The sequence below is a fragment of the Amycolatopsis sp. NPDC004368 genome (genome assembly GCF_053602515.1).
This window is the reverse complement of sequence record NZ_JBSGDT010000012.1, coordinates 91258-112019: the sequence shown is the minus strand read 5'-3', so window position 1 is coordinate 112019 and position 20762 is coordinate 91258. Positions and strand designations below refer to the sequence as shown.

Annotated in this window: 16 protein-coding genes, 1 tRNA gene, 1 pseudogene and 1 riboswitch; of the genes and pseudogenes, 15 read left to right on the top strand and 3 right to left on the bottom strand. The window is 70.7% G+C overall.

Translation table 11 applies throughout. The features are described from left to right. Nucleotides 1-10: 10 nt before the first annotated feature. Both ACWEOE_RS19145 and ACWEOE_RS19140 read left to right on the top strand, forming a co-directional pair. Nucleotides 11-2170 carry a bifunctional MFS transporter/dTMP kinase gene (locus ACWEOE_RS19145; RefSeq protein ID WP_452010704.1) on the top strand — a complete coding sequence of 720 codons (2160 nt, stop codon included), beginning with the start codon at nt 11-13 and terminating at the stop codon, nt 2168-2170. Next, nucleotides 2167-3366 carry a DNA polymerase III subunit delta' gene (locus ACWEOE_RS19140; protein WP_452010701.1) on the top strand — a complete coding sequence of 400 codons (1200 nt, stop codon included), beginning with the start codon at nt 2167-2169 and terminating at the stop codon, nt 3364-3366. The genes ACWEOE_RS19145 and ACWEOE_RS19140 overlap by 4 nt, the downstream gene beginning before the upstream one ends. 72 nt (nt 3367-3438) lie before the next feature. Here the strand turns inward: ACWEOE_RS19140 and ACWEOE_RS19135 are convergent, their stop codons facing one another. Continuing rightward, entirely contained in the window at nt 3439-5106 is a 1668-nt protein-coding gene (locus ACWEOE_RS19135) for a hypothetical protein (protein ID WP_452010698.1), read from the bottom strand. A gap of 135 nt (nt 5107-5241) precedes the next feature. Between ACWEOE_RS19135 and ACWEOE_RS19130 the strand changes: the two genes are divergently transcribed. The 3 genes from ACWEOE_RS19130 to ACWEOE_RS19120 all read left to right on the top strand — a co-directional run bounded on the left by ACWEOE_RS19130 (nt 5242) and on the right by ACWEOE_RS19120 (nt 7126). Continuing rightward, nucleotides 5242-5315: transfer RNA gene (locus ACWEOE_RS19130), tRNA-Thr, on the top strand. A gap of 1044 nt (nt 5316-6359) precedes the next feature. After that, a complete protein-coding gene (locus ACWEOE_RS19125; RefSeq protein ID WP_452010695.1) occupies nt 6360-6596 on the top strand; it encodes a hypothetical protein in 237 nt (78 codons plus the stop codon). 104 nt (nt 6597-6700) lie between these two features. Further along, entirely contained in the window at nt 6701-7126 is a 426-nt protein-coding gene (locus ACWEOE_RS19120; protein ID WP_452010693.1) for a hypothetical protein, read from the top strand. Between the two features lie 68 nt (nt 7127-7194). On the opposite strand, the gene ACWEOE_RS19115 is transcribed toward ACWEOE_RS19120, so the two are convergent. Continuing rightward, entirely contained in the window at nt 7195-7653 is a 459-nt protein-coding gene (locus tag ACWEOE_RS19115; protein WP_452010690.1) for a GreA/GreB family elongation factor, read from the bottom strand. 122 nt (nt 7654-7775) lie between these two features. On the opposite strand from ACWEOE_RS19115, the gene ACWEOE_RS19110 reads away from it, so the two are divergent. From ACWEOE_RS19110 to ACWEOE_RS19095, 4 genes and pseudogenes are all read left to right on the top strand, one after another. Beyond that, entirely contained in the window at nt 7776-8363 is a 588-nt protein-coding gene (locus ACWEOE_RS19110) for a TetR/AcrR family transcriptional regulator (protein ID WP_452010687.1), read from the top strand. Between the two features lie 19 nt (nt 8364-8382). Continuing rightward, complete coding sequence (locus ACWEOE_RS19105; RefSeq protein ID WP_452010684.1) at nt 8383-8901, top strand: gamma carbonic anhydrase family protein; 519 nt, start codon at nt 8383-8385, stop codon at nt 8899-8901. A 16-nt stretch (nt 8902-8917) separates the two neighbouring features. After that, nucleotides 8918-9003, top strand: a riboswitch (ZMP/ZTP riboswitch). Nucleotides 9004-9025: 22 nt separating this feature from the next. Then, nucleotides 9026-10294: a serine hydroxymethyltransferase gene (locus ACWEOE_RS19100; RefSeq protein ID WP_452010681.1), complete on the top strand. Its 1269-nt coding sequence runs from the start codon at nt 9026-9028 to the stop codon at nt 10292-10294. A gap of 340 nt (nt 10295-10634) precedes the next feature. Then, nucleotides 10635-11978, top strand: a pseudogene (locus ACWEOE_RS19095) (MDR family MFS transporter); the annotation flags it as partial. 72 nt (nt 11979-12050) lie between these two features. Here ACWEOE_RS19095 and ACWEOE_RS19090 read toward each other — a convergent pair. Then, nucleotides 12051-12566, bottom strand: a complete 516-nt coding sequence (locus ACWEOE_RS19090; protein ID WP_452010678.1) for an inorganic diphosphatase — start codon at nt 12564-12566, stop codon at nt 12051-12053. 1567 nt (nt 12567-14133) lie between these two features. Here ACWEOE_RS19090 and dacB point away from each other — a divergent pair. The 6 genes from dacB (at nt 14134) to ACWEOE_RS19060 (ending at nt 20612) form a co-directional block, all read left to right on the top strand. Next, nucleotides 14134-15993: a D-alanyl-D-alanine carboxypeptidase/D-alanyl-D-alanine endopeptidase gene (gene dacB / locus ACWEOE_RS19085; RefSeq protein ID WP_452010675.1), complete on the top strand. Its 1860-nt coding sequence runs from the start codon at nt 14134-14136 to the stop codon at nt 15991-15993. A 91-nt stretch (nt 15994-16084) separates the two neighbouring features. Continuing rightward, the gene (locus tag ACWEOE_RS19080; RefSeq protein ID WP_452010894.1) at nt 16085-17101 is read left to right on the top strand and encodes a zinc-dependent metalloprotease; all 1017 of its coding nucleotides are present in this window, start codon (nt 16085-16087) and stop codon (nt 17099-17101) included. Further along, nucleotides 17098-18084, top strand: coding sequence for a tRNA lysidine(34) synthetase TilS (tilS, locus tag ACWEOE_RS19075; RefSeq protein ID WP_452010672.1), 987 nt, complete (start codon nt 17098-17100; stop codon nt 18082-18084). The genes ACWEOE_RS19080 and tilS overlap by 4 nt, the downstream gene beginning before the upstream one ends. Nucleotides 18085-18086: 2 nt before the next feature. Further along, nucleotides 18087-18638, top strand: coding sequence for a hypoxanthine phosphoribosyltransferase (gene hpt / locus ACWEOE_RS19070; RefSeq protein WP_452010669.1), 552 nt, complete (start codon nt 18087-18089; stop codon nt 18636-18638). A gap of 198 nt (nt 18639-18836) precedes the next feature. Continuing rightward, complete coding sequence (locus ACWEOE_RS19065) at nt 18837-19202, top strand: hypothetical protein (RefSeq protein ID WP_285971916.1); 366 nt, start codon at nt 18837-18839, stop codon at nt 19200-19202. Nucleotides 19203-19217: 15 nt separating this feature from the next. Further along, nucleotides 19218-20612 (top strand): WXG100 family type VII secretion target, encoded by a 1395-nt coding sequence (locus ACWEOE_RS19060; RefSeq protein WP_452010666.1) that lies wholly within the window; start codon nt 19218-19220, stop codon nt 20610-20612. Nucleotides 20613-20762 lie beyond the last annotated feature (150 nt).

The following is a 20762-nucleotide window of genomic DNA, read 5'->3' as shown; positions in this document are numbered from 1 at the left end:
CAGCGAAGGCGTGCGGTCGGTACCCGGCGCCGGATCGGGTGGTTCGGCGGGTGCCGAGGCGTCCACGATCCACCGCGTCCGGCGGGTGCTGGCGATCAGACCATTCCGTCGGCTGTGGGGCGTCACGTACCTGTGCAGTGTCGCCGACTGGCTGAACCTGCTGGCGTTGACGGCGTTGAGCACGAAGCTGCTCAACAACTACACCGCGCAGAACTTCGCGTTCGTCGGCGTGGTGCTCACCAACCTGCTGCCCGGCCTGCTGTTCGCGCCGATCGGCGGCCTGCTGGCCGACCGCTTCGACCGCCGCAAGGTGATGATCGTCTGCGACTTCCTGCGCTGCGGTTTCCTGCTGTCGATCGCGATCGTCGGGGCGCCGTGGTGGCTGTTCGTCGCGAACTTCCTCGTCGGCTGCTGCTCTATCATGTGGATCCCGTCGAAGGACGCGGCGGTGCCCAACCTGCTGCGCCGCCCGGACCAGGTCGAGACGGCCAACCAGCTCGGCATGGTGATGACCTACGGCCTCGCCGTGATCACCGCCGCCGGCGCCAACGCGCTCATCCTGGGCGCCAACACCACCTTCCACCTGTTCGAGGGTCCGACAGCGGCCCTCTACATCGCGAAGATCGTCGTGGTCGTCAACGGGCTGCTGTACTTGACCAGCGCCATCCTCATCGCGACCCGCATCCCCGAGCTTTCGCTGCGTGACGTCCACAAGCTGCCCGACCAGAAGGTCAAGAAGGCCGACGAGGAGAAGTTCGGCCTCGGCGACATGGTTCGCGACGGCCTGCGCTTCGTGAAGAGCACGCCCTTGGTTCGTGGGCTCCTGATCGGCGCTTTCGGGGCGTTCGCCGCGGGCGGGGCGGTGATCGCGTCCGCCCACCAGTACGCGATTTCGCTGCTCGCGGGCGACGCCGCGTTCAACCTGCTGGTGCTGGCCGTGTTCCTCGGCCTCGCCACGGGCATGGCGGTCGCGCCCAAGCTCGCGCGGCGCCTCGCGCACGACCGGCTGTTCGGCATCTCCATCGTCGGCGCCGGGTTGACGCTGGTGGTCCTCGCGCTGTCGCCGCACCTCGCGATCTCGGTGGTCGCCGTGGCGCTCACCGGGGTCTGCGCGGGCACGGCCTTCCTCACCGGCGTCACGATCATCGGCTCGCGGGTCGAAGACGCGATCCGCGGCCGGGTCAACGCGATCTACCAGTCGATGCTGAAGATCGTGCTGTTCGGTTCGACCATCGTCACGCCCGCGTTGATCGGTCTGGTCCGCCCGCGCCAGATCAACGTGTGGGGCAGTCCCGTCACCATCGACGGCACGCGCCCGGTGATGATCGGCGGCGGCCTGCTCGCGTTGCTGCTCGGCGTGATCGCCTACCGGCAGATGGACGACCGCCGCAGCGAGAAGATCCTCTCCGATCTGCGCAACGCCCTGCGTCGCGCGCCCCGGCGCGTGAACGGGTTCCTCATCGCGCTCGAAGGCACCACCGCCATCAACACGGCCAGCCAGGCGTCGCGGCTCGCGCGCTGGCTCGGCACCGGCACCCGGCCCGTGGTGCTGGCCGCCGATCCCGCGCTGGACGAACGGCGCTTCCGTTCCCTGATCACCGACGCGTCGCTCACCGGCGCGCGGGCCCAGGCACTCGTGGCTGCGGCCGTGCGGGCCGAGCTGGTCGAACGCGAGATCCAGCCCGCGCTCGACGCCGGGTCCGTGGTGGTCATGGAGCGGTTCGTCGACTCGCCGCTCGCGCAGCTGTGCACGGTCGCGGGCCTCGACGCCGGCGAGCTCGAAGGCCTGGCCGACTGGGCCACCGGTAAGCTGCGCCCCGACCTCACGGTGCTGCTCGACGCCGAACCGGGCCAGCACGACCAGAACTCCTCGGTGCCCGTCAACGACCAGTGGCGCGTGCAGCACCTGCTCGCCGAGATGGCCGCGGCCGACCCCGACCGTTACGTGGTCGTCGACGCCGACGGCAGCGACGACGAAGTGGCCGCCCGCGTTCGCACGGCCGTGCTCGCCGTGTTCGTCGGGCGGCTGTCCGGCCTCGCGCCGTCGGAGCCGGCCGAGCAGCCGGTGCTCGACCACAGCACCCACGCGGTGGCGACGGCCGACGTCGTCGAAGGTGCCGTGGCCGAAGCCGAGCTCGCGCCGGAAGTGTCCGAAGTGGACGCCAAGTGACCGGGCCGATCGGCGTCTGGGCCGAGCTCGTGGGCCAGGAGCCGGCGGTGGAGACGCTGTCGTCGGCCGCCGCCGCGGCCGCGAAGATCGTGGCGGGCGAGCCTGTCGCCCCGGCCGCGATGACCCATGCGTGGCTGATCACGGGCCCGCCGGGATCCGGCCGCTCGGTCGCGGCGCGCACGTTCGCCGCCGCATTGCAGTGCAGCACCGGCACGGGATGCGGCGCCTGCCCCGGCTGCCGCACGACGATGGCCGGCACCCACGCCGACGTGCGGCTCGTGGTGCCCGAAGGGCTGTCGATCTCCGTCGCCGAGATGCGCTCGCTGGTGCAGGCCGCCGCGCGCCGCCCGACGACCGGCGAGTGGCAGGTCGTGATCATCGAGGACGCCGACCGGCTCACGGAAGGCGCGTCCAACGCGTTGCTCAAGGCCGTCGAGGAGCCGCCGGAACGCACGGTGTTCCTGCTGTGCGCGCCCTCGGACCACCCCGACGACGTGTCCGTGACCATCCGCTCGCGCTGCCGCCTGGTCACGCTGCGGACGCCGCCGCCCGAGGCCATTGCGCAGGTCCTGATCAGCCGCGACGGCGTCGATCCCGACCACGCGCAGTGGGCCGCGTCGGTGTGCGGCGGGCACGTCGGGCGTGCGCGCCGGCTCGCCACGGACGACTCCGCCCGCCAGCGCCGCGCCACCGTGCTGCGGATCCCCACGGGCCTGCGCCGCCCCGCCGACGTCTTCACCTGCGCCGATCAGCTGATCAGCGCCGCGGAGGCCGACGCCGGCGAGGAAAGCAAGGCCCGCGATGAGAACGAACGCTCCGAGCTGCGCACCGCCATGGGCGGCGACGGCGTCGGAAAGGGCGTCGCCGGGGCCAAGCGCGCGGCCGAAGCCGCCGTGAAGCAGCTCGAAAAGCGCCAGAAGTCCCGCGCCACCCGCACCCAGCGCGACACGCTCGACCTCGCGCTGGTCGACCTCGCCGGCTTCTACCGCGATGTCCTCGTCACCACTTCGCGCTCCGGCGCGACGCTCAACCACCCCGACCACGCCGACGACATCCGCGCCGCCGCGGCGGCCTGGACACCCGAGTCGACGCTGCGCCGCCTGGAAGCCGTGCTCAAGTGCCGCGAGGCGATCGAGCTGAACGTGAAGCCGCGCATCGCCGTCGAGGCGATGGTCACGACGCTGCGCCAAGGCTGAAGCGCTTCGCAAAACGGCCCGGTCACCAGATGACCGGGCCGGTTTCGTGTCGTGGCTGAGCCGGTCGGTGATTCAGTCGCGCGGGTGCGGTGACGGCTTGCGCGGGGTGTCGTTCAGCTTCACCGGCGCGGCCACGCGGCGGCGGTTCGGGACCGCCGCGACCATGATCACGCCCATCAGCAGCATCGCCGTACCGGCCCAGAACAGCGGCACGGTGTCGTAGGCGGTGCCGGTGTAGGCGAGGTTCTTGACCGGTCCCTTCGGCGCCTGGCCGCCGGCGGGCGGAGCCGTGGTGGCCGTGCCGCAGACCACGCCGCCGGTCGGCGCGTAGGCGCGGGCGACCTGCTCACCCAGCGACAGCTGCGCCAGCGACGACGGCAGGTTGTCCCCGGCGCCGGCGGGCAGCAGCGTCTTCAGGTTCTTCGTCGGCAGGAGCTGCAGGTCGAACAACCGTGCCGACGCACCGAGCTGGTAGCCCTTGAACGGCGTGGTCGCGGCGGTGCCCTTCTGGTCCAGACCGGCGATCGACAGCCGCAGCACACCCAGGTCGAGCACGGTGCCCGCGGTGTCGCCGACCTGCTGGATGCCCTTGGTCAGCGTCGCCACAAGACCGCCGACGACGGGGATCGAGTCGAGCTGCCCGAACTGGTCGCTCAGGCCCGAGAGCGGCAGGCCGATCGGGATGTCCTTGGTCGGGTGCGCCGCGTCGAGCGTGTACAGCGTCTTGCCGCCGGCCTGGATGGTCAGCACGGGCGCGGTGTAGTCGACCTTCGAGGTCTTCTCGTCGCCGGTGGAGGTGACGGTGAGCGTCGGCTGGCTCGCGACCTTGATCGACAGCTCCAGCGGCGTGCCCTTGAGGATGTCGATGTCGGCGGCCTGCAGCGTCGACGACGACTGCACCGCCTTGTTCTTCGAGCCCGGGATGTCCACCAGCTTCACCTGCGACCGCGACGACAGCGTGTTCGGCAGGCTCAGCAGCGAACCGGTGCCGTCGGCCGGCGTCTGGCCGCCGCCACCGAGCAGGCCGCCGAGGCTCTGCAGGCCCTTGGTCGCGTCGAACCCGTCGGCGAGCTTGGTGCCCTGCGGCAGGTTCAGACCACCCTGGCCCAGCAGCGGGATCTGCGGCAGCGAGGGAACCACGTTCAACAGCGACAGGCTGGCCACCGACGTGCTCGCGTCGGCGATCGTGTCCGCGCACGGCCCCAGCGAATCGCTCCAGCGGGCGTGCGCGGTGCCGTTGAGCAGGCCGATGTTCAGCAGCGGGTTCTTCGGCGCGTTCAGCCCACCCGACAGCGGCTGCGGATTGTCCGGCAACGCGGTCTGCACCACACTCCCCGGCGTCTGCGGCGCCTGACCCCCCACGGCCAACCCGAACGGCGACGCCTGCGCGATCGACTTCTCATACGCCAGGTACGCCTCGGAATTCGCCGACGCGCTGGACAGGCCCATCCCGGCCTCCAGAGCCGACTGCTTCGGCAACGTCTGCCCGAACCCCGGCAGAATCGTCGACGTCGGCACCGAGTTCGGCAGCAGGCGCAACACACCGAGCGCCGTCCCCGCGTCTCCCACCGCACGCCCGAGCGGCTGCGGCCCGACGGGCGCGGACGCCGGGGGCTGCGCCGGATTCACCGGCTCCGGGATCGGCGTGGTGACGTCCTGCGCGCTCGCCGGCGCGGCGATGAGCAGCAGCAACGCCGCTGCCGCGGGCAGGGCCACCGCGCGGGGCAGTCTTCGCCGCATGTGCCGAGTCCTCCAGTTAGGCCGATCGGGAAGTGAGACCGGGGTCATAGGACCCTAACGACGCGGCCCCCGCAAGGTGACGCCGATGGCCTCCGCTACACTTGTCCCCGTCGGATGGCGCAAGCCTCCCGATGCGCCGCCTTAGCTCAGTCGGCCAGAGCGATTCACTCGTAATGAATAGGTCAGGGGTTCGATTCCCCTAGGCGGCTCCGCAGGTCAGGGCCCATCCGAGGACTTCGGGTGGGTCCTGCTTCGTTTCCTCAGGGGCAAACTGAGTGGCTGCCTCCGGCACCGGCCCGATTGGCGAAGTTCACCCGGCAAGGGGACTCTCCAGGCGCACCGACCACACCCAAGGCGACGGATGACCCGTCCCCAACGCGAGGACCCACCACATCCCACGGCGAGCAACAACCACTCGCCAACGCAACGGGCTGCCACCTCGCCACCGCACCGGCCATCACCAACGCAGGGCCGCCTGAACCCAGGCCCCTCCCCGCACCACGGCAACGGACTGCCACCTCGCCAACGCAACTGCCCCACCCAACGCACCCCACCGCTCAGCCGCGCACCCCGCCACTCACCGCAACAGACAGCCCACGAATCACCGCAACGGCCCCTGACCAAGGCAGGGCCGTATCACCCAGGCCCCTTCCCGCACCCCGATCCGAAGCCTCACTGCGGCCGCCGAGCCGTTGTCAAGGCACGCTTTCCCGCCTTGACAACGGCTCAGCGGCCGTCAGCACAATCCAGCTTCGGGGTGCACGCCCACCGCACGCCGCCCCGCGAGGCCAACACCCCGACACCCGCAAGCCGCCCTGCGAGGCCAACACCCCAGAAACCCGCAACCCGCCCTGCGAGGCCAACACCCCGACACCCGCACGCCGCCGTGCGAGGCCAACACCCCAGAAACCCGCAACCCGCCCCGCGAGGCCAACACCCCGACACCCGCACGCCGCCGTGCGAGGCCAACACCCCAGAAACCCACAACTCACCCCACGAGGCCGACACCCCGAAACCCCCGCAACGCCAACACCACCCCTGGATAACCTCCCAGCCACAAGATCCACACCCCACCACCCGCCCAACCCCGCGAAACCCGAAGGACCCCCATGCCGACCAGACGCGCAGCAGCCACCACCCTCTCCCTCATCCGCATCTTCAACGGCGCCCTAGGCCTCTTCGCCCCACGAAAAATGGCCAACCAATTGGGCAGCGACATGGCGGACGACAAAACCTTCGTCTAACCCGCCCGCATGTTCGGCATCCGCACCCTCATCCTCGGCTTCGACCTCCTCCTGGTGCGCGGCCACCGGCGCGACACCTTGCTCAAACAGGCCATCCTGATCCACGGCGTCGACACCCTCGCCGCCTTTTACGCAGGGCAAAAAGCCGAGATCTCCCCGAAAGCAGCAAAGCTGACCACCACCATCTCAGCCATCAACACCGCCCTCGCGATCACCAGCTACATCGTGGAACCGAAAGAGAAGTAACCACCCACCCGAGTGGGTCCATCAGTCGGGTGTCGGCCATCCGGCTCACCCTTCGGACCGGAAAGCCGATGCCCGTGCCAGGTAGCGTGGCTTGACTCGAGAACATGAACGAAATCGGGAAGACCGCCCTGTGGTTCGCGGCGCTCGCGGCCACACTGACGGCCGTCACCGCCTGCACCCCGGACGCCCCGGCACACCTCAAGAACGTTTCCTACGCCACCGGCAGCCTGGGCAAATCCGACCCGGGCGCCCGCCTGCCCTCCTGGATTCCCGACGACGCCACGGCCATCACGGAAGCCATCCGCACCACAGGGTCCGAGCGGCTCCTGCGCTACACCCCGGGCCAAGCACAACTGCCCCCGAACTGCGTGAAGGGTGCCGCCTCGGCGGTACCGGCGACGTTGTCCGCCGACTGGTGGCCGGCCGGGCAGGAGCGCCGGACGGACCTCGTCTGCGACACGACGTGGCACGTGGTGACCGACGAGGGCGCGATCTACGCCTACCAACCGGAGACGATCCGGCAGAAGTAAATGCGGAAAAAAGCGGACCGGGCCGCCGAGTTCGGCGAGCCCGGTCCGCTGTGGCGGGTCCGAAGTGGTCAGTCCTTCGGCGGGGTCAGTTCGATTACCGTGGCGGTGGCTTCGCCACGCGGGGTGCGGTAGGTGATCTGGTCGCCGGCCTTCGCGCCGACCAGGGCGAGGCCCAGGGGGCTGTCCGAGGTCACCGAGTCGAGGTCCTCGCCCGGGATGGTGACGACGTTGAGCACCTCCTCGTCACCGTCGGCGAAGCGCAGGGAGACGCGCGTGCCGTCGGGGAGCAGGGAACTGTTGTAGGCACCGTGTTCGAGCTTGGCGGCGAGATCGGAGATCTGGCGCTCCAGGCGTGCCGCGGCTTCGGCGCGATCGATCACGTCGGCCTGGTCGGCCGCGTCCCCCGTGCGTTCCTGTTCACCGAGCTGCGGCGCGAGCGCTGCCCGTTGTGCGCGCAGGTCGGCTATTTCCTTCTCCAGCTGGCGGCGCGCCGCCTCGCTGAGCCCCTTGTCCCCTGAGATCACCATGCCGGGCATTGTCCGCTGCGCGGAGCGGGGTGGCCAATCCGCTTTTTCACCCGAGCGGGCAGGACGGGACGTCTGCCCTAGGATTCGGGCCTGTCGTCCTGAATAACGTAACGAGGATCACCGTGACCGCCGTACCCGGCCGCAGCGCGCAGCTGTCGCCCAACCAGCTGCAGAAGCAGGAGCAGATCGTCGAGGCCGCACGTGTCGTGCTCGCCAGAGACGGGCTCGCCGGTTGCACGGTACGCGCGATCGCCGACGCGGGGCCACTCACCAAAAGCGCGATCCACTACTACTTCGCCGACATCGACGTGCTCATCGACCGCGCCATGGCCGCCCACATCACCACGTTCGCCACGGACCTGCGCGCCGTCGGGGAGAAGTTCGACGATCCGCGCGAGCGCCTGTTCGAGGTGACCAAGGCGTACCTGGCGGAGTTCGCCGAGCGGCCCAACGGCGCGTTCCTGTGGTTCGAGTACTGGATCGCGGCCGGGCGGGCGCAGCACCCGCAGGCGATCGACGCGATGCTGACGTCGATCACCGAGCTGCTCGCGGAGCTGCTGGTACCGCTCGACGTCGACGATCCGCGGGCGCGTGCCCGGGCGTTGCTGAGCTACCTGCTCGGCGCGGTGGTGCAGCAGCGGGTGCGGCCGCGGCCGTTCGAGAGCCTGCGCGGTGACGTCGAGGCGCTCTGCTTCGCTGGGTATCGCTGACGCCGCTTAGGGTGCTGGCATGCCTCTGTTCTCCTTCGAGGGCGCCAGCCCGCAGGTCCACCCGGACGCCTGGATCGCCCCCACCGCCACCTTGATCGGCGACGTGACCGTCGAGAAGGACGCTTCGGTCTGGTACGGCGCCGTGATCCGCGCCGACTTCGGGCCGATCGTCATCCGCGAGGGCGCGAACGTGCAGGACAACTCCGTGATCCACTCCGGCGGCGAGCTGACCGACGTGGGGAAGAACGTGACCGTGGGACACCAGTGCCTGGTGCACGACTGCACCATCGGCGAGCAGGCCCTCATCGGGAACGGATCAACGGTGCTCGACCGGTCCGTGATCGGCGAGCGGTCGCTGGTGGCCGCGGGCTCGACCGTGACACCGGGGACCGAGGTGCCCGCGGAAGTGATCGCGATGGGCAGCCCGGCCAAGAAGTTCGTGCCGCTCACCGACTCCGCGCGGATGTGGGTGGAGCACAACGCGGGGATCTACCAGGAGCTCGCGCGCCGGCACCGGGACGGCTCCGAGCCCGTCTGACGTGCACTAAACTCCTGTTCGCAGCTGCGACTGGCGCCATCAGAGGTGGAGCACCACCGGGAAGCGACGACGAGGCCGGCACCGCGCGCCTGGGTGCCCGGCCGGTACAGAGCCGGAGTATGTGATGACACACCAGCCCGCCCTTACCACGCTCGCCGCCGCCGATCCGCAGATCGCCGGGCTCGTCGAGGACGAAGCGAGGCGCCAGCACGACAAGATCCGCCTGATCGCGTCGGAGAACTACGTCTCGCGTGCCGTGCTCGAAGCCACCGGCACCGTGCTCACCAACAAGTACTCCGAGGGCTACGCCGGCAAGCGCTACTACGAGGGCCAGCAGTTCATCGACCCGATCGAGAGTCTGGCGATCGAGCGGGCGAAGGCCGTGTTCGGCGTCGACCACGCCAACGTGCAGCCGTACTCCGGCTCTCCGGCCAACCTCGCGGTGTACCTGGCCTTCGCGCAGCCCGGCGACACCGTGCTCGGCATGTCCCTGCCCGACGGCGGCCACCTCACCCACGGCTGGTCGGTGTCGGCGACAGGGAAGTGGTTCAACGCGGTCCGCTACGGCGTCCGCAAGGAGACCGGTCGGGTCGACTTCGACCAGGTGCGTGACCTGGCGTTGGAGCACCGGCCGAAGCTGATCTTCTGTGGTGGCACCGCGATTCCGCGGACGATCGACTTTCCGAAGTTCGCGGAAATCGCGCGTGAGGTCGATGCCGTGCTGGTGGCGGACGTCGCGCACATCGCCGGCCTGATTGCAGGTGGGGCGCACCCGTCGCCGGTGGGGCACGCTCAGGTGATCACGACGACCACGCACAAGACGCTGCGGGGTCCGCGTGGGGCGATGATCATGTCGGATGCCGAGCACGCCAAAGCCATTGACAAGGCTGTGTTCCCCGGGTTGCAGGGTGGGCCGCACAACCACACGACGGCGGCGATCGCGGTGGCGTTGGGGGAGGCGGCGCAGCCTTCGTTCTCGACGTACGCGCACATGATCGTGGACAACGCTGCTGCGCTGGCGTCGGCGCTGCTTGATCGTGGTTACGACCTGGTGTCCGGGGGGACGGACAACCACTTGTTGCTGATCGATCTGACGAACAAGAACGTAGCCGGGAAGCCCGCGGCGCAGGCGCTGGATCGGGCGGGGATCGAGTTGAACTACAACACGGTGCCGTTTGATCCGCGCAAGCCGTTTGACCCGTCTGGGATTCGGTTGGGGACGGCGGCGATCACGACGCGGGGGTTGTTGCCGGAGCATCAGGGGCAGGTTGCGGAGTGGATTGATCGGACGGTGGTGGCGGCGGCTCGTCAGGATGAGTCGGTGGTGGAGGGGATTGCTGGGGAGATTCGGGAGTTTTTGGAGGTCTTTCCGATTCCTGGGTATGTGGGTTGAGGGGTTGTTGGGTGAGCGGTCCTCTCGTGCCGGGGTGGTGGGTGCGGGGGGACTGTTTGCGTTTGGGGGGTGTTCTTGAGGGGTGAGTTGTGGGTTTTGGGGGTGTTGTCCTCGCGGGGCGGGTTGCGGTGGGCGTGCACCCCGAAGCTGGAGTGTGCTGCAGGGAGGCTTCGGATCGGGGTGCGGGGGCCCGGGTGATACGGCCCTGCCTTGGTCGGGGGCCGTTGCGGTGGTTCGTGGGCTGTCTGTCGCGGTGAGTGGTGGGTGCGCGGCTGAGTGTGGGGTGCGTTGGGTGGGGCGGTTGCGCTGGGTGGTGGGGGCATAGCCGCGGTGCTCAGGCGGGCAGAGTCTGCAGGCGTGGGCCACCACGGCGTACCTGATCACCGCGACGCTTTCGACGCCGCTGTATGGCAAGCTGTCCGACCTGTTCGGTCGCAAGCCGATGTACCTGACGGCGATCTCGTTGTTCCTCGCCGGCTCGTTGGCCAGCGGGTTCGCGAGCTCGATGTACGAGCTGGCCGCGTTCCGGGCGTTCCAGGGGCTGGGCGCGGGTGGGCTGATGTCGCTCGCGCTGGCGATCATCACGGACATCACGGCGCCGCGGGAGCGGAGCAGGTACCAGGGGTACTTCATGGCCGTGTTCGGGATCTCGAGTGTGGCGGGACCGGTCGTCGGTGGGTTCTTCGCGGGGCTGGACTCCGGCGCGCTGACGGTGGGCCTGGTGCCGCTGCTGCTCGTCGCCGAGCAGGGGCGGGAGTGGGGCTGGGGGTCGCCCGCGGCGCTCGGGATGTATGCGATCGGGCTGGTCGGGGTGGTCCTGTTCATCCTGCAGGAGCGCCGGATGGGCGACGCCGCGCTGCTGCCGCTGCGGCTGTTCCGGCGGCCGGTGTTCCGGGTGGCCACGCTCGTCACGGTGATCCAGGGCGCGGGGATGTTCGGCGCGATGATGTCGCTGCCGCTGTACCTGCAGATCGTGAAGGGTGCGACGCCGACGCAGGCGGGCCTGCAGATGCTGCCGTTGACCCTCGGGATCATGGTCGCGAGCCTCGGCTCCGGCGCGGTGATCTCGCGGACGGGCCGCTACAAGGCCTTCGCCGTGGCCGGTCTCGGGCTGATGGCGGCGGCGCTGTCCGGGCTGTCGACGATCGGCGCGGACACCCCGCTCGGCGTGGTGATGGCGATCGCCTTCGTGATCGGCCTGGGTCTCGGTGCGTCGATGCAGACGCTGCAGCTCGCGGCGACCAACGACGTCGCGCCGCAGGACATCGGCGTCGCCACCTCGTCGGCCACGTTCTTCCGCCAGATCGGCGGTACGGCGGGCACGGCGGTGTTCCTCTCGATCCTGTTCGGCACGGTGGGTGACCGGATCGCGGCGGCGGTGCGCTCGGCGATGGCGACGCCGTCGTACGTCGCGGCGCTCGCCCAGCACCCGGAGTTCGCGCAGCAGATGGCCGGCGGCGGCGTGGACGTGAACGACACCTCGTTCCTCGCCCACCTCGACCCGGTGCTGGCCCGCCCGATCCTCGACGGGTTCGCCGGCTCGATGAGCACGGTGTTCCTGGTCGGCGGCATCGTCCTGACGGTCGGCTTCGCCCTGGTCTGGTTCCTCAAGGAGAAGCCGCTCTCGGACAAGTCGGCGATGGAGCAGCGCACGGAGCAGGAAGCGCTGGCGCTGGCGCACTGACGCTTGTCGAAACGAAAGGGCCGTTCACCCCGGTTCGGGATGAACGGCCCTTTCTCGTGCCTGTGGTCGCTCTCAGTGAGCGGAACCCTCGACCTCTTCCTTGGCCAGCCGGTCCTGCTCACGCTCGTACGAGCGCGTGATCTCGGCTTCGGCCTCCGCGCGACCCACCCACGTCGAACCCTCGACGCTCTTGCCCGGCTCGAGGTCCTTGTACACCTCGAAGAAGTGCTGGATCTCGAGCTTGTGGAACTCGTTGAGGTGGTGGATGTCGCGCAGGTGCTCCAGGCGCGGGTCGTTGGTCGGGATGGCCAGCACCTTGTCGTCCGGACCCTTTTCGTCGGTCATGCGGAACATGCCGATGGCGCGGCAGCGGATCAGGCACCCCGGGAACGTCGGCTCCTGCACCAGCACGAGCACGTCGAGCGGGTCGCCGTCCTGGCCGAGCGTGTCGTCGATGAAGCCGTAGTCCGCCGGGTACTGCGTCGCCGTGAACAGGGTCCGGTCCAGCTTGATGCGACCGGTCTTGTGGTCGACCTCGTACTTGTTGCGCTCCCCCTTGGGGATTTCGATCGTGACGTCGAACTCCACGGCCGTCCTCGCTGCTTCTCGAATCTCGGTATCCCACACGACGTGGGCGGCAACCGTAATCACCTCGTTGACGTCACTAGTGTGGACTACGCGCTGCCGCCGGGTCCCACGGATGTCGGCTAGGCGGCATGTGACCTTGGCCCCTTCCGGGGCAGGTGAGAAGGAGTGGTGGGTGCCCGACAACGACCAGCCCAGGTGGCCCGAGGGTGACGAGGACACGTCGTCACGCACCGGCGGACCGACGGCGCGCTTCCCGCTCCCCAAGCCCGGCCAGACCGTCACGGACCAGCTGGCGGTGCCGAACGTCACACCGGACGCCGGTGGTTCCGGAGGACGTCCGCCGGGCTCGTGGTTCCAGCCGAACGTGCCGCCGGAGCTGATTCCGGGGTTGAACACACCGGTGGAGCCACGCTCGGTGGGAGAACGGGGCGGGCAGGCGGGTTCGCCTGGTTCGTCGGGCTCGTCTGGGCAGGTGGGGCAGCCGGGTCAGTCCGGCCAGCCGGGCCGGCCGCGACAGGACCTTGCCGACCGGCTCGGCCCGCGGCCGGGCGAGCAGCCGCGAGGACAGCAGGGGCAGGCTTCGCAGGGGCAAGAGCAGTCGGGCCAGGGTCAGCCGGGGCAGCCCCAGCAAGGGCCGGGTCGGGCTCCGTGGGGGCAGCAGCAAGAGGGCACGCAGCAAGGTCGGTCGCCACAGCCGGGCGCATCCGAGCAAGGGCGGTCGCAGGGGCAGCAAGGTTGGCAGCAAGACCCGGGTTCGCAGCGGTCGCAGCCGAGCCAGCGGCCGCCGGACCGCGCCGAAGGACCGCGGCAGGGTTCGGAACAGCAGCGACGGACCGAGGGCACGTGGCTGCAGCAGGGCAGGGGACCCGAAGGGCAGCAGGACCGCACTGAAGACCAGCGGCCGTTGCCCGGGCAGCGAGGGCGTGCTGAGGGACAGTGGTCGCAGGAGCGCGAGGGACAAGCGGAGCCGCAGGACCGAGCCGAGGGCCGGCGGTCGATGCCCGGGCAGGAGAGCGCCGAGCAGCAGGACCGCGGTGAAGGCCAGCGGCAGCAGCAGGGGTTGTGGTTCCCGCAGGCCCAGCGGGAGCAGCAAGGTCGAAGCGAGGGCCAACGGCCGCAGCAGGACGGACCCGAGGTGCGGCCGGGGCAGCAGCAGAGCCCGTGGGCGCAGCGGAATCAGGCGAGCCAGGGGCAGCCGAGCCCGGGCGAACAGGGCCACGCGCAGAGCCAAGGCCAGCAGGAGAGCGCGCAGTCGGCCGCGGCCGACCGGGGGCAGCAGGTGCCCTCCGATCGGTCGACCCAGCAGTTGCGAGTACCTCCGGCAGCTCCGTGGGTGCCGGTGGAGCGACCGGCGCGGCCGGGCGACCGGGACCAGGCTGGTGGTGACCAGAGCCGAGGCCGCGTTGACCAGAGCCGCGCCGATCAGAGCCGGGGCGACCAAGACTGGAACGACCAGAGCTCAAGCGATCAAGGCCGCGGTGAGCAAGGCTGGGGTGAGCAGGGCCGCGCTGACCAAAGTCGCGCTGACCAAAGTCGCGCTGACGAGGGCCGGGCCGGCGCCACTTCGATGTTCGAACCCGTGAAGCCGCCCACGGCATCCGCCGAATCCGCCGAAACCTCAGCATCCGCGGAAACCTCGGCGCCCGCCGGAGAAGCGGGCAGCGAGAGCGGCACCGAATACATCGACATCAGCAAGTGGGCCGTCTTCCGCTCCGAGCACAAGTCCGAGCAGCACAAGCCCGAGCAGTACAAGCCCGAACCACAGGATGCCGAGCCCCAGCGGGACGAACGCTGGGATGTCTTCCACACCAACAAAACCGAACCGCCCGAAGGCCCCCGCGGCGCCCCGCGGTGGGACAGCCTCCAAGAGGGCCCCGAGCAGGACCCGGTGCCCTCGGCGTCGGGAACGCAGGCGCGGCCGGTGCGGATCGAGCCGTCCGGGGAACAGTTCGCGGCGGAGGCCACGGTCGGGATCGAGCGGCCGGCCGAAGGCTTCCCCAGCGGCCACGACGAGCCGTCGGCGCCGGTGAAAACCAAGAAGGGCAAGAAGAAGTTCGTCGTCCTCGGGGTGGTCGTGCTGTTGGTGCTCGCGGGCGCCGGGGTGGCGGCGGCGATGCCGAAGGTGTCGAACCGGCTGGGGTTGCCGTGGGCGCCGAACGCGCCGAAGGGTGACAGTCCCGACCCGGCGGCGGTCACGTTGGCGTTGCACGGACCCGAAACCTCCGGCCAGGGGCCGACGGCGGGCGGGGTCGCGTCGGCGCTCGCGGGGCCCGCGGGGGCGGCGGCGCTGTCGCAGCTGAGCGGGAGTGTGATCGACCCCGCGGACGGCACCGTGTTGTGGGACCACAGCTCGAACACGCCGCTGACGCCGGCGTCGACCACGAAGATCCTCACGGTGTCCGCGGCCTTGCTCTCGATGGACCCGACGAAGCGCATCCCCACCAAGGTCGTCGAAGGTTCGCAGCCGGGGACGGTGATCATCGTCGGTGGGGGTGACCCGTCGCTGACCGCGTTGCCCATCGGCAAGGACTCGCCGCTCTACCCGGGCGCGGCGCACGTCGACGATCTCGTCGCGCAGATCAAGAAGGCCGACCCGGGCGTGAAGAAGGTCCAGGTCGACCTGAGCGCGTACACCGGCCCCACGACCGCCCCGGGCTGGGAGCCCGGCGACGCGCCTTCGCTCTACGGCGAGGAGATCGTGCCCGCGATGTCCGACGGCGGCCGCATCAATCCCTCCGTCGACGAGACGAACCGGTCGGCCAACCCGGCGACCGCGCTCACCCAGCTGATCGCCGAGAAGCTCGGCGCGCAGGCCGCCGGCACCGCGAAGGCGCCCGCCGACGCGAAGGTCGTGGCGCAGGTGCAGTCGGCGCCGTTGCCGGATCTCGCGTACGCGCTGCTGCAGATCTCCGACAACGTCCTGGCCGACGCGCTGGGCCGCCAGGTCGCGATGACCGCGGGGGCCGAGGCGTCGTTCTCCGGCGCGGCCGCGTCGGTGAAAAAGGTGCTGGCGGATCACGGCTTCGACGTCACCGGGCTGCAGCTGTCGGACACGAGTGGCCTGTCGAACCAGAACAAGGTGCCCGCGCGACTGCTCGCGCAGGTGCTGGCCGCCGCGGCGGCGCCGGACGGCAAGGACCCGAACACGCCGAAGCTGCGGCCGCTGCTCGCGGGCCTGCCGGTGGCCGGCAGCCCGGCCGGCACGCTCGCCTCGCGCTACGGCACACCGAACTCGGCCGCGGGCAAGGGCTGGGTCCGGGCCAAGACAGGCACGCTCACCGGCGTCAACACCCTCGCCGGTTACGTGCTCGACAGCGACAACCGCGTGCTCGCGTTCGCGTTCATGTCCAACGGCTCGGACAAGAACCCGGGCCAGGCCGCGCTCGACGTGCTCGCGACGACACTGCGCAAGTGCGGCTGTCACTAGGCGAATCGGTTGCGGATTCAGCCGGGCAAACCGCCCTGGTGCAGGTAGCGTCGGACAGGTGAGCCAGGAAACGGAGACCCGACGGCGGCCGATGGTCGACTGGGACCTCGCGGCGTCCACCGGTGCGCGGCTGGTGCGCGGCGGACCGAAGGTGCCGAAGGAGGAGGCCGCCCGCGCGGTCGCCGACCTGCGTGGTCTCACGGCCGAGGCCGAGGGCCACGTGCGTGCGCTCACCGGGCTCGGCCGTGACCTGCCGCTGCTGCCGGGCACGGTCGTCGACCGGCCCGGCTGGGTGCGGTCCGCCGCGTCGGGGCTCGAAGCGCTCACCGGACGCGCGCTGCCCGAAGCGCAGGGCGGCCCGCTCGGCCCGATCCTGGCGTCGGGCGCCGGTGTGCAGACGGGGCTGGTGCTGTCCTTCCTCGCTTCGCGTGTGCTCGGCCAGTACGACCCCTTCGGTGGCCCCGAACGCGAAGGGCAGCTGCTGCTCGTCGCGCCCAATGTGGTTGCCGCGGAGCGCGCGATGAAGGTGCACGCGCACGATTTCCGGCTGTGGGTGTGCCTGCACGAGTGCACGCACCGCCTGCAGTTCACGGCGGTGCGGTGGCTGCGCGACTACTTCGCCGACGAGGTCGAACGGCTCGTCACCGGCATCGCGGGGCACTCCGCAGACGGGTTGTCGGAGCTCGTCGGCCGCTTGCCGGAAGCGCTCAAGCAGCGCGGCAAGGGCGCCGGCATCGCGGAGCTGCTGCAGTCGCCTTCCGAACGCGCGATCTTCGACCGGCTGCTGGCCTTGTCGACGCTGCTGGAAGGCCACGCCGACTACGTGATGGACGCCGTGGGACCGCGGGTCGTGCCGAGCGTCGAGGTCATCCGGTCGCGCTTCTCCGCCCGCCGTCAGGGCGGGGGCGTGTTCGACCGGCTGCTGCGCGCGCTCCTGGGCCTCGACGCGAAGATCCGCCAGTACGAAGAAGGCGCGAAGTTCACGAGGCACGTGGTGGACGCCGTCGGCATGGAGGGGTTCAACGCGGTCTGGCGTTCGCCGAACACGCTGCCGACCCGGGCCGAGATCAGCGATCCCGCGGCCTGGGTGCGGCGCCTGCACGGGTGAGCGCGCAGGCGGTCCGCCGGGCCGTGCGGGAGTTCCTGGCGACGATCGAGCCGCCCGCGGAAGTGTGCGTGGCCGTGTCCGGTGGCGCGGATTCCCTTGCTCTGGCCGAAGCCACGGCGTCGGTCGCCCGCCACCGCGGCCTGCGCACGCGGGCGCTGATCGTCGACCACGGGCTGCAGGACGGCTCGGCGGAAGTCGCCGCGCGAGCCGCCGCGGCCGCGAAGGAGCTCGGCGTCGACGTCGTCGAAATCCTCACCGTGGCCGTCGCCGGCAAGGGCGGTCCCGAAGCCGCCGCGCGCGCCGCGAGGTACCGCGCGCTGCGCGAAGCGCTGCCCGGCGGCGAAGGGCTCGTGCTACTCGGCCACACCCTCGACGACCAGGCCGAAACGGTGCTGCTGGGCCTCGGCCGCGGCTCCGGCCCGCGGTCGCTGGCCGGCATGCGCCCGTACGACGCGCCGTGGGGCCGGCCGCTGCTCGGTGTCACGCGCGAGCAGACCCGCGGCGCCTGCGCGGAGCTCGGCGTCGAGCCGTGGCTGGACCCGCACAACGCCGATCCACGCTTCACGCGCGTCCGCCTGCGCGCGGAAGTGCTGCCACTGCTGGAAGACGTGCTCGCCGGCGGAGTCGCGGCGGCGCTCGCCCGGACGGCCGCGCAACTGCGCGACGACACCGAGGCGTTGGACACAGTCGCCGACGGGATCTTCACCCGCGCGAGCGGGCCCGGCGGGCTGGACGTGACGGTGCTCGCGGCCGAGCCCGCGGCACTGCGCAGACGGGTTCTCCGCAGGTGGCTGCTGGGCTCCGGCGTGCGCGAACTCACCGACGCGCACCTGCGCTCGGTCGACGCGCTCGTGGCGCGCTGGCGCGGGCAGGGCGGTGTCTGGCTGCCGGGCAACTTGGAGGCTCGCCGGTGGCGTGGCAGGCTCTCGCTGACCGGACCCGAACCCACCACACCCATCCCACCCACCACTCGAGGGGACTGACCGTGTACGAGGGCGAGATCGCCTCCGTGCTCATCACCGAGCAGCAGATCAAGGACAAGATCGCGGAGCTGGCGGCCAAGATCGCCGCGGACTACCCCGAAAACGGCCAGGGTGAGCTACTCCTGGTGGGCGTGCTCAAGGGTGCCGTGATGTTCATGACCGACTTCGCGCGCGCCCTGCCGTTGCCGACCCAGCTGGAGTTCATGGCTGTGTCGTCGTACGGCTCGTCGACGTCGTCGTCGGGCGTGGTGCGCATCCTCAAGGACCTCGACCGCGACATCGCCGGGCGCGACGTGCTGATCGTCGAGGACATCGTCGACTCCGGCCTCACGCTCTCGTGGCTGCTGAAGAACCTCGCGAGCCGCAACCCGGCGTCGCTCGAGGTCGTTTCGCTGCTGCGCAAGCCCGAAGCCGTGAAGGTCGACGTGCCGGTGAAGTACATCGGTTTCGACATCCCCAACGAGTTCGTGGTCGGGTACGGCCTCGACTACGCCGAGCGCTACCGCGATCTGCCCTACATCGGGACACTGGACCCGCACGTCTACACGTCCTGAGCTCCGCCGGTGAACCCCCAGGGGCCCTCGAACGTGTGAAGAGAGTGGTAACGCGCAACCGGTGTTGCGGCGATCACACACGGCGGGGAACCTGGGGTTCGCCGATCGCGTCATAGGTGCCGACCTGGTGCGTTAACCTATGCGAAGACCTACTGCCAAGCGAGCGGGGAGCTCGCGCGGGGGAACGGAGAGAGGGCAATGGGCAACAGCAGCTTGGCCGATGCCAACGCGTTCAAGAGCGCCGCAGTCAACGGCCAGGTCGGCATCGACCCGGACGCCGCGCAGACCGCGCTCAACAAGATCCGCACGGGCAAGGACGCGGTCGAAGCCCTGCTCAACAGCGCGGGCTCGCTGGCGCAGCCGCCGAAGCTCGGCGCCAACCCCGTCGGCCAGGCGATGGCCGAGAAGTTCGTCCAGCGCGCCGATGGCGGCGGCGACTCCTACTCCGCGGCCCTGCAGAATCTGCTGAGCCAGTACGAGGCGGCGGAGCAGGGCATTCTCACCGCGATGGCTCGCTACCACGAGTTCGACCAGTCGGCGGCCGACCCGTTCCGCAAGGCCTAGGGGGATCACGAAGTCATGGCTGGAAACCAAGACAGCGGCTACGGTCAGCAGCCGCCCGCGCAGAACGTGCCCGTGAGCGGGTCCGCGGTGCAGCTCGGGGACAACTCCGTCTCCCAGAACATCGTCGACTCCGCGCGCGGCCGCGCCGGTGGGTTCGAGATGGGCGGCGACCGCGCGATCGCCAACCCGCCGAACTGGAACGCCCAGGAGAGCCACCAGCTCTACAACGGCGCGATCACCGACAACGACCCGGGCACGGCCGAGGCCACCGGGCAGCACTGGACCAAGCACGGCACCGAGCTCAAGACCGCGTCGGACGACCTGTTCAACGCCGTCTCCGAGCTCGGCAACGCGTGGGTCGGCGAGGGCGCCGCGGGTGCGCAGAGCGCGCTCGTGTCGATCGCCGCCTCGGGCACGCAGGCCTCCGACGCCGCGCACACGATGGCCGACCGCCTCGCGAAGCAGGCCGCGGCCGCCGCCGAGGTCAAGAAGATGCCGGCGCCCCTCGACTACGACCCGAAGCAGGCCATGTCCGCGGCGCTCGCCGGCGGTCCGGCGGCGCTGGCCGCCGACCAGAAGGCGCAGGCCGACGCCGCCAACGACGTCAAGGCGCAGCAGGTCGCGTTCTTCAACGCCTACACGCAGTCGATGAAAGAGGTCGACAACACGACCCCGAGCTTCGGCCCCGACTCGCTCGGCATGAAGCCCACCGCCACGCACTTCAACGGCAACGACTTCGGCAACGTCGGCACCGTCGCGGCCCCGGTCTCGGCGGGTGCGCTCGCCGCCGGCACGTACGCCATGGGCCGCGCGGGCTACTCCGGCCACGGCGGCAGCGGTTCGGCCGGTGGCGCGTCCGGTGCGGGTGGCCCGCAGGTGACGGCCAACTCCGGCGAGTACGGCACGTCCGGTTTCGACGGCGGCGTGGCCGCCTCGGCCGCCGGCACGGGTGCCGCCCCGGCCCCGGCTCCGGTGGCGCCCGCCGCGTCCGCCGGTGGTGGTGGCGGCGGTGGCGGTGCCGCTTCGGCGCTGGGCCTCAGCGCGGTCGGCGGCGGCGTCGGCTTCGCCGGCGGCAAGCTCGGCCAGGGTTCGCGCAGTGGTTCCCGCAACGAGGAAGAGACCACGCGTGCGTCGTCCGAGCGCCAGGGCGCTCAGGCCGGTGCCGCGCCCGCGCAGCAGCAGGGTGTGGTCTCGGCCGGCGGCACCATCGGCGGCCAGCCGACGCCGGGCATGAACCCGATGGGCGGGGGCATGGGTGGCGGCATGGGCCACGGGGGCGGTCAGGGCCAGGAGGACCAGGAGCACACCCATGCCTCCTTCCTCATCGAGCCGGACCCCGACGACGCGTTCGGCGCCAACGAGGCCACGCCGCCTCCGGTGATCGGCGCCTGGTCGGACGACGACAACTGACGCTCTTCCCGCGGGCGCGTGGCCTTCCCGGCCGCGCGCCCGCGTTCGTCCGCCGTGGCTCGTCCTCGTTCGCCGGGCCGAGCCGCGGTGGGCCAGAATGTCCTGTGGGCCAGAATGTCCTGAAAGACACGGGGTTTGGGGGTTTGGTCG